At 34.0% G+C, this 16,385-nt stretch carries 15 protein-coding genes; 2 read left to right on the plus strand and 13 right to left on the minus strand.

Annotated features, from left to right (window positions below; all coding sequences use genetic code 11):
• Positions 1-671: 671 nt before the first annotated feature.
• From SLW70_RS03220 to SLW70_RS03265, 10 genes are all read right to left on the minus strand, one after another.
• Positions 672-1,328, minus strand: coding sequence for a CoA transferase subunit B (locus SLW70_RS03220; protein ID WP_320890557.1), 657 nt, complete (start codon positions 1,326-1,328; stop codon positions 672-674).
• Positions 1,329-1,525: 197 nt separating this feature from the next.
• Positions 1,526-2,227, minus strand: coding sequence for a CoA transferase subunit A (locus SLW70_RS03225; protein WP_320890558.1), 702 nt, complete (start codon positions 2,225-2,227; stop codon positions 1,526-1,528).
• Positions 2,228-2,285: 58 nt separating this feature from the next.
• Entirely contained in the window at positions 2,286-4,592 is a 2,307-nt protein-coding gene (locus SLW70_RS03230; protein ID WP_320890560.1) for a penicillin-binding protein 1A, read from the minus strand.
• A 12-nt stretch (positions 4,593-4,604) separates the two neighbouring features.
• Complete coding sequence (locus SLW70_RS03235) at positions 4,605-5,084, minus strand: gliding motility lipoprotein GldH (protein WP_320890561.1); 480 nt, start codon at positions 5,082-5,084, stop codon at positions 4,605-4,607.
• On the minus strand, positions 5,068-6,396 hold the full coding sequence (locus SLW70_RS03240) for a regulatory iron-sulfur-containing complex subunit RicT (protein WP_320890562.1): 1,329 nt from the start codon (positions 6,394-6,396) through the stop codon (positions 5,068-5,070). The genes SLW70_RS03235 and SLW70_RS03240 overlap by 17 nt, the downstream gene beginning before the upstream one ends.
• A 193-nt stretch (positions 6,397-6,589) precedes the next feature.
• Positions 6,590-7,258, minus strand: a complete 669-nt coding sequence (locus SLW70_RS03245; protein WP_320890563.1) for a hypothetical protein — start codon at positions 7,256-7,258, stop codon at positions 6,590-6,592.
• A gap of 86 nt (positions 7,259-7,344) precedes the next feature.
• Positions 7,345-7,773 carry a hypothetical protein gene (locus SLW70_RS03250; RefSeq protein ID WP_320890564.1) on the minus strand — a complete coding sequence of 143 codons (429 nt, stop codon included), beginning with the start codon at positions 7,771-7,773 and terminating at the stop codon, positions 7,345-7,347.
• 348 nt (positions 7,774-8,121) lie between these two features.
• Positions 8,122-8,358 carry a hypothetical protein gene (locus tag SLW70_RS03255; protein WP_320890565.1) on the minus strand — a complete coding sequence of 79 codons (237 nt, stop codon included), beginning with the start codon at positions 8,356-8,358 and terminating at the stop codon, positions 8,122-8,124.
• A 208-nt stretch (positions 8,359-8,566) separates the two neighbouring features.
• Entirely contained in the window at positions 8,567-10,747 is a 2,181-nt protein-coding gene (locus SLW70_RS03260) for a T9SS type A sorting domain-containing protein (RefSeq protein WP_320890566.1), read from the minus strand.
• A 184-nt stretch (positions 10,748-10,931) separates the two neighbouring features.
• On the minus strand, positions 10,932-12,293 hold the full coding sequence (locus SLW70_RS03265) for a rhodanese-related sulfurtransferase (protein ID WP_320890567.1): 1,362 nt from the start codon (positions 12,291-12,293) through the stop codon (positions 10,932-10,934).
• 521 nt (positions 12,294-12,814) lie between these two features.
• Between SLW70_RS03265 and SLW70_RS03270 the strand changes: the two genes are divergently transcribed.
• Positions 12,815-13,972, plus strand: a complete 1,158-nt coding sequence (locus tag SLW70_RS03270) for an IS110 family transposase (protein WP_320890227.1) — start codon at positions 12,815-12,817, stop codon at positions 13,970-13,972.
• A gap of 78 nt (positions 13,973-14,050) precedes the next feature.
• Here the strand turns inward: SLW70_RS03270 and SLW70_RS03275 are convergent, their stop codons facing one another.
• Together SLW70_RS03275 and SLW70_RS03280 are read right to left on the minus strand one after the other, a co-directional pair.
• A complete protein-coding gene (locus SLW70_RS03275; RefSeq protein ID WP_320890568.1) occupies positions 14,051-14,383 on the minus strand; it encodes a 2Fe-2S iron-sulfur cluster-binding protein in 333 nt (110 codons plus the stop codon).
• Positions 14,384-14,644: 261 nt separating this feature from the next.
• Positions 14,645-15,055, minus strand: coding sequence for a BrxA/BrxB family bacilliredoxin (locus SLW70_RS03280; RefSeq protein ID WP_320890569.1), 411 nt, complete (start codon positions 15,053-15,055; stop codon positions 14,645-14,647).
• Positions 15,056-15,373: 318 nt separating this feature from the next.
• On the opposite strand from SLW70_RS03280, the gene SLW70_RS03285 reads away from it, so the two are divergent.
• Positions 15,374-15,853: a hypothetical protein gene (locus SLW70_RS03285; protein WP_320890570.1), complete on the plus strand. Its 480-nt coding sequence runs from the start codon at positions 15,374-15,376 to the stop codon at positions 15,851-15,853.
• Here SLW70_RS03285 and SLW70_RS03290 read toward each other — a convergent pair.
• A complete protein-coding gene (locus tag SLW70_RS03290; protein ID WP_320890571.1) occupies positions 15,850-16,317 on the minus strand; it encodes a thioredoxin family protein in 468 nt (155 codons plus the stop codon). The genes SLW70_RS03285 and SLW70_RS03290 overlap by 4 nt on opposite strands.
• Positions 16,318-16,385: the final 68 nt, after the last annotated feature.

Below are 16,385 nucleotides of genomic sequence, written 5' to 3' on the forward strand. Positions count from 1 at the left end.
TTACAAGCTTTGCAATTTCAAACCTTTTTTCTAAGCACTGGCAGGAGCTTCCTCTGGTCGCTCTGCCAGTGCAAGAAAAATTGGTTTTCAATTCGCAAAGGCTTTTCACTGCTATCAGGACTAGGCGTTATGTATCTTCCGGAAATAAACTCATCTATTATTACACTAATTGTAAAACTATTTATGAACACGACAAACGTTTACAACAACACTTCATATTTGGAATACTCATTTTTTAAGATTCAAAATAAGATTCAGCACAAAAAGAACAACTCCAATTATTATTAGAGATCTTGAATATTTTTTTACGCTAAATATTTTAGGGTTATTAGAATATTTTACGAATAATCCCAAGCCAATAAAAACTAAAGGAATTATTAACCATTTAAAATTTACGTATAGCATTATTATGTTTTTTTAAATAAATTTTAAAGCTTCTATAAAAAATTTTATTGAAAGAAAAATTAATATTAATATTATAAACCATCCAGAAATTTTAGTTTCAAATATTTTATTCCTATTATATAAAGAATCATGAATATTCTGATTTCTAATTCTTTTTTTCATTGTTAACTGCCAAAATTTAAAAAAAACAAAGGCTAATAAAAGACTAATAAAACTTTTAAAAAACAAGTAAACAATATGTTTCATAATTAATTAAATCTTTGAGTTTAATCAATCACCATCTCCGGAATTTCCCCTTCTACAATCAATTCCGCTTCAGTTGAGGCAATAATATGTTCAATAGAAACCCCTGGCGCACGTTCTAAGAGTTTAAAGCCTTTTGGAGTTACTTCGAGAACGGCCAGTTCCGTAACTATTTTTTTAACGCATCCTACACCTGTTAGGGGCAAGCTGCATTTTTTGAGGATTTTAGATTGGCCTGCTTTGTTGACATGCATCATAGCTACAATGATGTTTTCGGCAGAAGAGACCAAATCCATCGCACCACCCATTCCTTTAACCATTTTGCCGGGGATTTTCCAGTTGGCTATATCGCCATTTTCCGCCACTTCCATAGCACCTAAAACGGTTAAATCGACGTGTTTCCCTCGTATCATTCCAAAACTCATAGCCGAGTCAAAAAAACTGGCTCCCGCCAATGTGGTAATGGTTTGCTTCCCTGCATTGATGATATCAGCATCTTCTTCTCCTTCAAAAGGAAAAGGCCCCATGCCTAGAACCCCGTTTTCGCTTTGTATTTCAATGTTAATTCCTTTTGGGATATAATTAGCCACAAGCGTTGGGATTCCGATGCCCAGGTTGACATAATAGCCGTCTTGTAGTTCCTGCGCGATGCGTTTTGCGATTCCGATTTTGTCTAACATATTTTATTTTTTTAAACCATATAAGGCATATAAGTTTTTCTCACTTACTGAATACTTAAAACTGTCAACAGAATACTATTTTAACCATATAAGAAATATAAGAGCATTTAAGTTGTTTGAATCTAAAACACTAAAAATAATCTATTTAAATATAAGTTGTTCTCACTTACTGAACACTAAGAACTGCTAACTGAACACTATTCTCTCATCCTCACTGTAAGTTGTTCAATCCGCTTCTCGTATTTTTCTCCTTGAAAAATGCGTTTTACAAAGATGCCTGGAATATGAATTTGATTAGGATCTAATGTTCCTGCTTCGACAAGTTCTTCAACTTCGGCGATAGTGATTTTGGCAGCACCACACATAACGGGATTAAAATTCCGAGCCGTACCTTTGAAAATAAGATTTCCTGCAGTGTCTCCTTTCCAAGCTTTTACAATAGCAAAATCAGCTTGAAAGGCGTGCTCCAAGACATACATTTTTCCGTTAAATTCTCGTGTTTCTTTGCCGCTTGCTACCTCAGTACCGTAACCAGCGGGTGTATAAAAAGCGGGGATTCCTGCCTGGGCGGCACGACAACGTTCTGCTAGCGTACCCTGCGGAATCAATTCCACATCGAGTTCGCCTGAGAGCATTTGGCGCTCAAATTCGGCATTCTCTCCCACATAGGAGGAGATCATTTTTTTGATTTGTTTTTTTTGCAAAAGCAAACCCAAACCAAAATCATCAACTCCTGCGTTGTTAGAAACGCAGGTAAGTTGATTAATTTCTTTATTTACTAATTCGGCAATAGCATTTTCAGGGATACCACATAATCCAAATCCTCCAAAGAGAATTGTCATACCGTTTTGAACTCCCTGCAGCGCCTCTTGAACCGTATTTACCTTTTTGTTAATCATACTTTCAAATTATTTCAATCGATTTGAGTGAATCTGAAAGTTACAAAAAAGCATTGATTTAAAATGAAAATTCTTCGGTATCTTGTTTTGTAGCTGTCGAATCTTTTACTACTCTTGGCACATAACAATCTACTTTAATAGATAAATTTGCCGGCCTATCAAAGTTTTCTTTAGACACCTTTAGTTCAGGATCTGCATAACACAATTTCATGAAATAACCCCAGATAGGCAAGGCAGCAGTAGCTCCTTGACCATACGTAATACTTTTGAAACGTGCCGAACGATCCTCGCAACCTACCCAAACACCTGTCACTAGATTAGGAACCATTCCCATAAACCATCCATCAGATTGGTTTTGTGTGGTTCCTGTTTTACCTGCAATAGGGTTGGTAAACTTATAAGGGTAACCTGTCCATCGGTTGTCACCACTTCCTCCGTACTCCGTACGTAATCGAGATCCAGAACCACCTTCGGTAACGCCTTCCAACAATTTAATTACCGCAAAGGCAATATCTTTATTTAATACGTCATGAGATTCAGGGATAGGTTCGTAAATTACCACACCACTTTTATCTTCGATACGATTTAAAAATTGAGGTTTATTATACACTCCTTGATTCGCAAAAGTTCCATAAGCCGCCACCATGTCTTCAACGGTGATTTCTACAGCTCCTAAAGCAATCGAAGCTTGAATAGGAATTTGTGATTTTACCCCTAATTTATGAGTCAAATCAACAACAGCTTCAGGGCCCACTTTATCCATCAGTTTGGCAGATACCGTATTAATTGAATTCGCCAAAGCCTTCTTTAAAGTAACCATTCCGCGGTATTTATTATCCGAGTTTTTTGGTGACCATGCTTCTGTAGCATGATGACGTCCTGCCGGCATTGTAAAAGGAGCATCAATAATAGAATCACAAGGAGACATATTCAAATGCTCAATAGCAGTTGCGTATACAAATGGTTTGAATGTTGAACCCACCTGTCTTGCACCTTGCGCAACGTGATCATACTGGAAATATTTATAATTAATTCCACCTACCCAAGCCTTGATATTACCCGTTTGAGGCTCCATAGCCATCAATCCCGATTGTAAAAAGTGTTTGTAATAACGGATAGAATCGATAGGTTTCATGATGGTGTCTCTTTCACCCTTCCAAGTGAAAACCGTCATTTTTGCTTCTTTATAAAAAGATTCTTCAATTTCTTCATCACTTTTATCATTTGACTTTAAAACTGCCCAACGGCTTGAAGATTTCATAGCTTGTTTTAAAATTCGTTGGGTTTCAGCATCAGAAATATTGACAAATGGTGCATTCTTATTCGTTTTTGCTTGAAGAAAAAACTCTTCTTGCAAGTTTGCCATATGCTTCTCCACCGCTTCTTCAGCATGCAATTGCATACGAGAATCAATAGTGGTATAAATTTTTAATCCATCTTTATAAATGTCGTAATCTGAACCATCTGGCTTCTTGTTATCAACTGCCCATTTCTTCATATAATCACGAAGATATTCTCTGAAGTAAGTCGCAGTTCCTTCGCGATGACTTTCTAATTTGAATTTTAATGCAATCGGTAAAGCTTGTAGTTTCACTTTTTGTTCATTGGTAATCATTTTGGATTTTGCCATTTGTGCCAAAACCACATTACGACGGTTTTTCACACCTTGAGGATTACGAACAGGATTGTACAAACCTGAATTCTTGAACATTCCAACCAAAATAGCTGACTCATCAATTGTTAATTCTTTCGGGCTTTTCGAAAAATACGTTTGAGCAGCTGAACTTACACCTACTGAATAATTTCCAAAATCATAGACATTACAATACATAGCTAAGATTTCGTTCTTAGTATACTGTCTTTCCAATCGGATGGCGATAATCCATTCTTTGGCTTTTTGTACAATTCTAAAAGGCAAAAACTTAGAACCTTCACCATGAAATAATTGTTTGGCTAATTGCTGAGTCAAGGTACTGGCACCACCGCTAGTTCCTAAGCTAGCAATTGCTCTTAGCGTTCCTCTTCCATCAATACCAGAGTGTTCGTAAAAACGCTCATCCTCTGTAGCGACAAGAGCGTCTACAAGGTTTTTAGGTAGATCAGAATATTTTAATTGCGATCTGTTTTTTTGAAAATATTTACCAATTATAACGCCATCTGAAGAAATAATTTCAGTCGCTAAATTGGAATCTGGATTCTCTAAGTCCTCAAAAGAAGGCATTGAACCAAAAATTCCCCATGAAGCAAACAGAAAAAAGACTGCAATACCGCCTAATCCATAAAAGAAAAATCTCCAAAAGGTTTTAGTATAATATTTAAAATCCTTTTCGATGGAATTAATTTGATTATTTTTTTTAGTAGCCATAACTTTTACTATCTATTCTTTTTTTTCTATTCTTAATCCAATTTCGGTAATACCTTCTAGTTGTGTCACTCCAGGCACTTTACCAGATTCTCTCACCGCTTGCTTTATATTGACTTTGTATTTTCCGCGAAATCGAACTCCTTCTTTATAAAACAATTTACTTTCTTTTATATCAGTAAAACCTTCCCCTAATAAAGTGCCATCTGGCGCTGCCATTTCGTACTCTAAGGTATCTACTTTGGTATAGCCATTCGGTTTTTCTAAAGTAACAATCAAAAATAAATTATTGTAAGGATAATTGTTGTTGTCTCTTAGATTAATAAACAAATCGTAACGTTGTGTCGAATCCAATTCAGGCAAATCAAAAGAAACAATACTATCTTTATGCCAAGCGCTTCCTACCGATTTGTATTCATCAAAAACTCTCTTTTTGTCACAGGAGATAAGAAGTACCGCAATAAGAAGAATTAAAAAACTACTTTTTATTCTCATTTTTAGTAATAATTATAGGTTTTCTAGGTTGTGGATTGGGTTTGTTTTCACCGTTACCCGTGTTTTTATTGTTATTGGGCTTTCTATTATTAGGCCTAGACTTATTATTATTTGGTTTGTTCGTATTTGGCTTTTTCTCTTGATTCGCTTTTGCCCCAACCTCAGCATTAGATTTTTCAGCAGCAATTTTAGGTTTGCGGTTTGTTTTTTTCTTTTTCTTAGGCTGATCAAAACGTGTCAAACTCTCTTGCCCCATAGCATTGTTGAAGTCTTTTTCTCTCTCTTGAATGATTTCGATAGCAAAATCCTCAAGGGCAGAAACTTTCTTTTTCTGTTTATTCTCGGCAATGATTTCTCGTACTTTGTCAATTTTTAGTACATGCCAATGTGCAAAATTATTGGTATACGCAAACCACATTAAACCTTTAAAGATATCTTGTTTTTGACAAATAGCATCTCCTTTTTCAGTCACTAATTTGGTGTCAAAATCTGGAAACCCTTTTAAGGTATCCATATAAGTGTCTAGCTCATAATTCAAACAACATTTCAATTTTCCGCATTGACCCGCTAGTTTTTGCGGATTTAAAGATAGTTGTTGGTAACGTGCAGCCGAAGTATTGACACTTCTAAAATCAGTCAACCAAGTAGAACAACATAATTCTCTACCACAAGAACCAATTCCTCCCAAACGAGCCGCTTCCTGACGGAAACCCACTTGCTTCATTTCGACTCTGGTGCTGAACTCTTTGGCAAAATCTTTAATCAAAAGTCGGAAGTCTACACGGTCATTTGCAGTATAGTAAAAAGTCGCTTTTGATCCATCACCTTGAAATTCAATATCAGAAATTTTCATTTCCAGTTTGTGCTGAATTGCAAGTTCACGAGCACGAACCTTCATTGGCTCCTCTCTATCACGAGCGGCTGACCAAATGTCGATATCTTTTTGAGATGCTTTTCGGTAAATTTTTGGAACCTCATTGCTAGTTGGGTTTACCCCTTTTTTCTTCATTTGAATACGAACTAACTCGCCAGTCAAAGTTACAATTCCAATATCATGTCCAGGAGAAGCGACAGTTGCCACAATATCTCCCATACTCAGCGTCAATTTTTCAGTATTTCTAAAAAACTCTTTTCGACCATTTTTAAAACGAACTTCAACACAGTCAAATGGAGCTTCTCCATTTGGCATACTCATATTCGAAAGCCAATCAAAAACCGTTAATTTGTTGCAGCTATCGGTGCCGCAAGTCCCATTATTTTTACAACCCTTCGGTGCGCCACCATCAGAAGTTGAACAACTTGTACATGCCATAATTTTATATGTAGTGTTGTGAAAGACACAACTTAAGTTCTTAAAACGATTAATTGGTAAAGATAGTATTTTTTAAAGGAAAGTTGCAATTGTTAAAATGAGGGTTTCGTCTTAATTTTTAAGCAAAAAAAAGAGGCTGTCCTTTTGGACAGCCTTTTTAAAATCTATTTATTCACTTATTTTTTTTGTTTTTTTATTTAGCGAATTTCAAAACGCCACTTTTTGTAGATAAAACATACAATCCAGAAGCTAACGAACTAACATTAATTTTTGGACTAATTGTTCCGCTTAACACTGTTTTTCCCGACAAATCAGAAACAATAAACTCTCCTGTAACTTCATCATTGATTATAATTGAATTTTCTGATTGGCTATAGAAAGAATTTGATAATTTACTTTTCTCGAAGTTATTTGTAGAAAGTGTAGGATCATTTTTAATAGTAAATCCATTTGCAGCATAAGCAAAAACGTTAGCGGTTCCACCGCTATCTCTCCCTAAGGTTTGAAGACGTACTTTAAGATCAGCAGTTACCAACGGTACTACAAAATTAAAGGTAACTGTTTGCAACGAAGTGCTTGTAGTAATTGGTGTATCCATATTTGGAGCTCCAGCAATTACACCATAAGTTGTCCAATCTAGTATTCTTGTTCTTAAGTTTAATCCAAAAGTTGGACTTGAAATTATATTTGTATAATCAACAGTTAAACTTAATGTTGTGTTTTCTAAAATTTCTGGGTGATCAGCTAAATAAGTGGCAGTATCAATTCCGTTAATTTGCCTAATAACTATTGCGGAAGTTTGAGCTTGAACTGCAAAAGCAGATGCTATTAGTGTAATAAATAATAAAGTAATTTTTTTCATAATAATTAAATTTGGTTGATAACTAATTTAAAGTTTAAGCTACAACTCTTTGCCAAAATAATGTTTTGACAAAGAGTTGTATTCTTTTATTTTAATTCAAATGGTGGTACATACCCAAAAATATTTCCTTCGCTACCATCTGGTTTATTACCAAAGGCTAACACTTGAATACGTGCTGTCTTAATTTCCTCGCTTACATTAGGAATGATTAGTGGAATTTCCACAGTCTGGATTTCTGTTGAAGTGCTAACTTGTTTGAATGCTTCTGTTGAACCATCAATTAATGCAAAATCATTCAAAACTCGTGCTCTTACACGGGTGTCTTTTCGATCTTTAAGAATGTTAGAAAAACTAACCGTCAGCATTAATGTTTCTCCTTTTTTAAGTACTGGATGTGAATTTTTGAATTCAGCTGGTGTCATGTTGTTGATTTTAACAATCTTTAAAGTTGACGTTTGTGCTGTTGCTACTGCTGTTGCAAATAAGACAGTAAGCATTAAAATAACTTTTTTCATAATTTTTTGTTTGTTGTTAATTAATAAATAGATTTTAGGTTAAATATCGAATTTAAAGTATTCAAATAAGAAACCTGTTTCAAATGTAAACAAAAATATTAAATACTACTTCTGTCTTGATAATTTTTTTTCTAGTTAAAAAATTTGTTTGTCTATTATAAATCGTGTCAATAAAATATTTAATATTCAGATGTTGATTATGAAAAAAATGGTAGCAGCAGTTCTTTTTTATTTATAAATAGTGACTTAGGCATGATTTAAAACGATTTAGAATTCAATTAATGAACTCATGTTTCTAATTTTTCTAGTCGGCAGCAATCGTCAATATTCGTTTCGTGCAAGAGATTATCAATAGGCAGTATTGGTTAATGAATGAATTTTAATAGCAGTATATTTATTATAAAGTACAATAAACTTACATAAGCTATTAAATTTTGTAAAAAATGATATTTCACCTCCTACTAGTTTTTGAGTTCCATAAATGATCGTTATTTTTGTTTTTGCCAGAATACCAGACCGAGTTAGGAATGTTGGATTTTTTGAAGTTAATACAGCAATTCTAAACCCATAACTTTGGCTCCTCATTCTATGCTCATATGTACATAATAGTTTACTCAAAAAAAAAGACTGCTCAGAATGGCAGTCTTTTGATAGGATAAAATTTTAAATAGATAATTGTTATTCTTTAATTATTTTTGCGGTACCAACATCAGTTGCAAGAATATAAGTCCCTGAAGCCAAATCAATAAAAATCGATTTGGCTTCTTTTTTAAAACCGAAATAAAATTTTATGCTATTTTTTTGAAAATTTTGCTGTACCTATTTTTTTATTCCCTTTCGTAAGGCGAATACCGTAAAGTCCTTTAGGAAGTTTGCTAACATTTATTTTCCCATTAGTATCTACCATCGATTCTTGTACTAACTGTCCAGAAACACTATAAATCATTGCTGTTGCATTGAGAATGTTTTCTGACGAAGATTGTATCAAAATTTCCTCATCCACAGGATTTGGATATACTGTAATTTTTTTATCATCTTGGAACGTATTCGATGCTACGGATAAAATATTTTTACTAAAATTAAACACTTGTAAAGCCACAGAACTGATATGTCCACCAGAATCAGGTAATTGAACCGAAATTTGATTATTAGTCGTTAACAAGCTATAAGGAACAGGAATTTCTAACACTCCAAAGAAACGTTCTCTTTGCGCTTGATTGTAACCACGAAAATTTATAGGAACTGTAATACTAGTGTTATTAACTTTTACGATAGGACTTAATGATTGTCCATGATCTCTCCCTAAACCAATTCTTAAAACCGCATCACCATAAGTGCTTTTTTGAACATTATTAACCTGAAAGACTACTGGTTGATTCGCCACAATAGGCTGTAAATAAGTAGTGGCAAAATATTTTGTCTCATCAGCGGTTTCGTTAATCGCAATCGCATTTGCAAAAGTATATTCTAAAATAATAGTAGATTCTGCTCCTAATGTTACCGAAGTTAGCGGAAGCGAAACCAAGCTTTCTTCCAATGTAGCATTGTTATTAATTACTGTCAAATGCTTCTTATTGATACTAGTGATGACAATATTGTTTGTATCAAAGAGATTCAAGTTTACTGTAGTGGGTTGGAAATTTAAATTATTCAAAATCACATATCCTTTATTACCATCGATGTAGGCATTGGCCAAAACATCTAAATTATCTGGCTTAATATAAACTCTAGTTCCTTTTACATTTTTCCATAAATCATAAAATTTAACCAAATCAGTATAAGTCCATTGTCCAGTATAACTCGCAGGTTCATTTGTTTTTCGCATTAAACGGTGGGTGTATGGAACACCAGTAGTAGCGTTAAAACCCCATTCGGCCTTTGTAATTACAAAAGGAATTGCAATATCAATTGTATTTGGTCTTTCCAGAAAAGACATTAATTGCGAATTCATGCCTTTAAGAATTAACCAATCTCTATAAGAACTCCATTGACTGTTGTTATAATCATGGGTTTGTGCACCATATTCTGAAATCACATAAGGTTTTGTTTTATTAAATTTCATCATGCTGTATTGATCCATCATATCAAAAGTAGCCTCGATATTGCTACCGGAACGCAATTGTTTTTTTCCACCATTAATAGAAGGAAAATCATAAAGATGAATTGACCAAAAATCCATATTGGCTCCCGCAACATCCATAAACATTTTGTCACGGTTTATCCATCTTTGAAAATTCCCTACTTCAAATTCGGGAAAAGCATTAGTATAACCTCCAATTCGTATATTCGGAATTTGAGCTCTAATAGCTGCGGCCACATCATTATGAAAAACAGCAATTTCATTAATGGATTTTGTGTATTCTTTCAATCCTCCTAAAAGATCGTAATCAGGCTCATTGATTACTTCGACAAAAGAGGGTAGTTTTTGTCCGTTTCCACCATGAAAAGCAGTAATATAACGCCCCATATATTCACCTGTAGCAGTTGCATTGGCTAATTTCCAACCTTTCCCTGTTGCTTTTTGTTCCGCTCCTGTCCAAAAAGGATGCAATTGTGCGCAAATAATCCAGTTCTTTCTACTCTCATATGGATGAAGACTGGTGTTTGCGGCAAAGCTATTTTTTGAAGCTGTTCCTTTGGAAGTAATATCAGCGGGGTCTGCAAAACCGGGTCTTGTTGGGTCTTCTTTTACTTGATTTAAATTATAAGTGATGCCACCAGTATCTCTTCCTAAATAGACATCCCTACCATTTAAAAAATCATTCTTTAAATCGGGTAGAACATTATCTCCATTCCATTCTCCTTCTGATTGATTAGCGTGTGTAGTAATAAATTTCCAACGTTCAAAAGTAGATATACCTCCTACACTATGTTTCACATTTAAATCTAATTTTACATTTACTTGAGCGTAAAAATTAAAGGTAACGGATAAAAAGAGGAGTACTCTCAGTGGGTTTTGATTAATAGTTTTCATAATGCAATTTCTAAACTTATCAAGTTGGTTGTTTATGTTTTACCTGTAAAAATAAGCTAGGAAATACATTGGGAAATAAAACAAGACTAGATACTAACTAGACAATTTCATATAAAACAAAAAACTTCTAGTACAAATGGTTTTTGAACTAGAAGTTTTTATTTAAAAGAGTTAATGATAACGCTTAGTCTTGAAAAATTTTATACAATTTATCTGATAATCGCACTCTAAATGGTACTGCAAATGTAACTTTATCACCTGCTTTGGCTGTTGTTGCTTTGCTATCATTAACAATCATTTTTTCTAAAACCAATTCTTGAACACCGGTTGTAGGTCCAGAAATAATGATTTTGTCACCCACATTCAATTCTTTATTTTCAATAGAAAAAAGACCTACCTGTGCTTTTACATAGTAATGGTCTACTTTACCTACCAATACTTTTTTGACTTTTATTTTTTGTCTAATATCAGCCGGTTTTGTTGCTGTTCCTATGGCTAAATCAGCTAATTCACCGGAATGTTTGAACTTCAATTTATCTGATTTTCCTTTTCTGAATACTTTATTTCCTACTTGTTTTCCTGATCTTAGTCGTACTTGATCCACCAGTGGCATACGCGTAATCTCAAGACATTCCATAGAACAACAGTTATCCATGGCGGCCTTACATTCGTCACATTGAATAAACAACAAATGGCAACCGTCATTTTCACAATTGGTATGATTATCACAAGGTTTTCCGCATTGATGACACTGCGCGATAATATCGTCAGTAATTCTTTCACCTAAACGGTTGTCAAAAACAAAATTCTTACCTACAAATTTGCTTTCTAAACCTTCTTCTTTGATTTGTTTGGCATACTGAATGATTCCGCCTTCTAGTTGGTATACATTTTTAAAACCTTGGTGTTTAAAGTAAGCCGAAGCTTTTTCACAACGGATTCCACCCGTGCAATACATTACTAGGTTTTTATCTTCTTTAAAATCTTTTAATTGTTCGTTAATAATAGGCAACGACTCCCTAAAAGTTTCCACATCAGGAGTTATGGCGTTTTTAAAATGACCTATTTCACTCTCGTAATGATTTCTAAAATCGACAACAATCGTATCTGGATTTTCTAATATTTCGTTGAATTCCTTCGCTTTCAAATGCACACCTTTGTTGGTTACATCAAAAGTTTCGTCATTCAAACCATCAGCAACAATCTTATCACGCACCTTAACCGTCAGTTTTAAGAAAGAGTGGTCATCGTGCTCCACGGCTACATTCAAGCGAATGCCTTTCATGAAATCATAAACTTCAAGTGTGTCTCTAAAAGCTTCAAAATTTTCGGCAGGAACACTCATTTGAGCATTAATACCTTCGTGTGCTACATAGGTACGGCCAAGGGCATCGAGTGCGTTCCAGGCTATAAATAAATCGTCGCGAAATTTTTTAGGATCTTCAATTTTGGCATACGCATAAAAAGACAACGTGAGTCGTTGTTTACCCGCCTGATCAATCAGTTCGGCTCTTTCATCTGCGCTTAAGGTGTTATACAGTTGCATGCTATAAACGTTTTAAGTGTGATAAATTATTTTTGCAAAAGTACGGAAAAGGGACAAAAATAACCGCTAATTAGCAAATTAAAATAATCAAATACTAAATAGTAAAGATTAAAATTAGCGCAAATTAAAAATTTATCAAGAATCTAAAACATTTAAATTAGTAAATTTGCGGCGAGTATTTTCAGGAGCTATTTCCCGCTATACGTTACAATCTTGTGGGGGCAAAACAAAAGCCCCCACAAGGATTTTCACTTTTATCGGGGCTCATATCTTTGTTATAGTTACAAAATGATAAAATACGTATCTTTAAAATAGTAATAATTGATAAACAAAATGAAGTTGCAAAATTCTATCGGGGCCAGATACGTTTAATACGATATTGTAAGCTAGGTTAATCAACTTCATTTTAATTACATTTCAAGTCGCAATAGTACTTAAGCACTAGGTTTTTAATTTAGATGCAGTATAACTAATGAGCCAAGACCCATGTAGTTTTTTGTTTATCTAAAAATCAAAAAGTTATGATTTTAAAGTATTCTGTGGGATTAGATGTTTCTAGTAGCAAAATTGATGGATCAATTTGTGTCATTGATGAGAACCAACAAGTTCAGTTTAAGTCTAAAATAACCTTTAACAACACTGTTTCTGGTTTTGAAAGTTTAGACTCTTGGATAACAAAATGGCATAAAGAGATGGATTTGCCTTTGGTTGTTTGTATGGAAGCCACAGGTGTCTATCATGAAAATTGTGCGTTATATTTATTTGAAAAAGGATATAAACTATCTATAGTTTTACCTAATAAGGCAAAGAAATACTTAGAATGTTTGGGTTTAAAATCTAAGAATGATAGTATTGACGCTAGAGGATTGGCACAAATGGGAGCTGAACAATGCTTAAGCCTTTGGGAGCCATTAGGACGCTACTATTATGAATTACGTCACTACACCAGACAGCATCAAAATATACAAGAATTAAAAACGGTCATAAGTAATCAAATCCATGCATTAGAACACTCGATGTATCGTTCCGATTTATTGATTGATCAACTTAAAAGCACTATAACTCTGTTTGATGCTCAGTTGAAAGAATTAGATAAAAAAATGAAATTACATCTTAAATCTGATGCTGTAGTTTATAATAAATGCTTAAATATCTTGGCAATTAAAGGAATAGGATACTTAACTATAGCAACTCTAATAGCAGAAACTAATGGTTTTGAGCTATTTAAAAACTATAAGCAATTAGTTTCTTATGCTGGTTATGATGTTGTTGAAGCTCAATCAGGAACTAGGGTTGGAAAGACTAAGATATCTAAAAAAGGGAATTCAAGAATAAGAAGAGCTCTTCATATGCCGTCTTTAATAGTTATAACATGTAAAGAAAAACCGTTTTTAGATTTGTATAATAGGACTTTTGAAAAACACGCCATAAAAATGAAAAGTTATGTAGCGGTACAGAAAAAATTATTAGTAATGGTCTATCATTTGTGGAAGAAAAATAAACGATACGATACTAATTATCGAATAAATATTCAAGAAAAGGAACAGGAGCTTTCTTCTCTGCTTGCCTTTGAAAAAGGCACAAACGCAAAAATGGATAAAAAAATTAGCCCCAAACAAGTTGAGGCTAAACAAGGTAAACATTCAACGAAAAATCGCAGTATGCTTCCTCTCTGCTAAAACAAATATATTGAAAAATTAATCAAAATAAATTAGGTTTTAAAGATAGTACCTAGGGCTTTTGTGGTTCATTAACGCTTACTCTTCCAAAAGTGTGATTACCGCTCCCTCAAGATCCGCCGTAACATACAATTGACAAGATAACCTGATGTTCTCTTCCTCAAACCCTAATTTACTCAAAGTAGTAGGCTCGTTGCGTTCTTTAATCATTGACTTTCCTTTAATGCCATCAGTTTCCACCACGCAAGTAGCGCAACGCCCCACACCACCACATTCCCCAAAGGAATCCAAATTCAGTTTTTCTTTCAATAAAAACATCAAATTAGGATGACTGCCGTGACGGGTTGTAATAGGGATTTCGGTGCCGTTGTCAATAACGGTAAACTGGATGGTTTGCAAATCTTTTGTCAAAATTTAAAAATTTAAAAACTCATAGAAACATTGTTAAAAAGGAAAGATAGACCAATAAATGGTTCACATAGCTATGATTTTCTATAAAAAACGAAGTGACTTTAGGTCTTTAAAACAAAAACTATGACTCTATGTGTTTAAACAATAAAAAACCGCAGTTTCACAAATAATAAATCTGTAAATCTGCGGTTAAGTTTTAGATTCACTTTTTCATAGTGATCTTAGTGCCTTCTTTGTGACCTTGGTGTTTAAACCGTAATCTTAGCAATACTCGTTATAAGCATCTTGCAAGTTCTCTGCAATCATTTCAGCTGGACGACCTTCAATGTGGTGACGTTCTAACATATGTACTAATTCTCCGTTTTTGAATAACGCCATTGCAGGTGATGATGGAGGAAAAGGAAACATATGTTGTCTTGCTGCATCAACAGCATCTTTGTCAACTCCAGCAAAAACAGTGATTAAATGATCTGGTTTTTTAGCACCTTCTAAACTCATTTTAGCTCCTGGACGTGCATTTCTTGCAGCACAACCACAAACAGAATTAATCACCACTAATGTAGTTCCTTCTGCCTTTATAGCATTATCAACCGCTTCAGCATTATGTAAATCTTGAAAACCCGCCATTGTCAATTCAGCTTGCATAGGTCTTACCATTTCTTCTGGATACATGATATTTTATTTTAAATTAACTATTTTTTTTTCTTTGTAAAAACCGATACAAAGTTACGAAGTTTCAAACGAACTCACTAGTTTGTATAATAAAGTTTTGTTATAGTTCAATAGTTTAAAAGCTAGAAAAGAGACAATCACAAAGTATAGGCTTCAAAAAATTGAATTCACAAAGAACTTACACTTACTTTTCCACTATCTTATGACATTAAAAAGCTCTTTAATACCATTTTAAATTTCTGCTTTCGAAGAATTACGGATTTTTGATTTCAATCATTTGATGCTTCCCAAAAGCACTAATTTTTAAAATCAAATACCATGAAAATAGATACCACACTTCACTATCAATTGTACACTTTATTAGAGAAAGAAAAAATGGCCTTAGATATTTTCAATCGAGGACGCTTTAGCTATATGCCACATCTTATTTCGATGGCAGATTTCTCAGGTCAGCATTGGTTACTTGAAAAGACTGAAATGGAGGATTGCTTTCGACTAAGAACTTCTCTTTTTGGAATGAATATGTGGTTGGATGTAATTAACGGAGGAGTTTTTAATGGCTTATTAATCGTCGTTAGCGAAGAAAAATATTCTGGTCGAATTTGGGAAATCAAAGAAAGTGTATCTGAAGAAAACTCGTTTAAAGTTAGCACCTTTTTTAATGGCGTTAATAAATACATTGATTTACATCGAAATGGAGATTTCATCAATATGCCTTATTTAGCAAATGAAGCCAATACTTCAGGGCAAATTTGGAGAGTAGAAAAAAAGAAAGGCACCGCCCTAGAGTGCCTTTAATGATTAAATTGTGCTAAAACTAATAAAACCGTTTTAGCATCCAAATAGGCGTTTTTTTGAAAAACAATGCTTAGTTCTGTATCTAATATACTAAGCGTAGGATAGGAAACGATTCCATTTATAGTAGCCAATGCAGTTGCTAATTCATGTACTCCCGTTGTTGTTCCCGTAGGCTTGAATTGAAATAGATGGTCATTAAACCAAATAGCATTTCGGGTTTCAGCATCTAAGGAAACAAAATAGAAACGTTGGTTTAGTTCCTCAATGACCTTCTTATTTTTGAAAGTTGTTTGCTCCATCATTTTGCAAAATTTGCACCAAGAAGTATGCACAAAAACCACAATTGGCTTCGGATTTACTTGTGACAACTGAGCAACTTCTTCAAAGCTATAAACTTTCAATTGCGCATACCCGTTGAGCATTGTAACCATCCAGAAACAGCAAATCAAAAACAACTTTTTCATAACTACTCTTTTATTTAAACATATAAGGCACATAAGCTTTAAGCAACAACAATAAACCTATATGACTT

The organism is Flavobacterium sp. NG2 (assembly GCF_034119845.1).
Lineage (GTDB): Bacteria > Bacteroidota > Bacteroidia > Flavobacteriales > Flavobacteriaceae > Flavobacterium.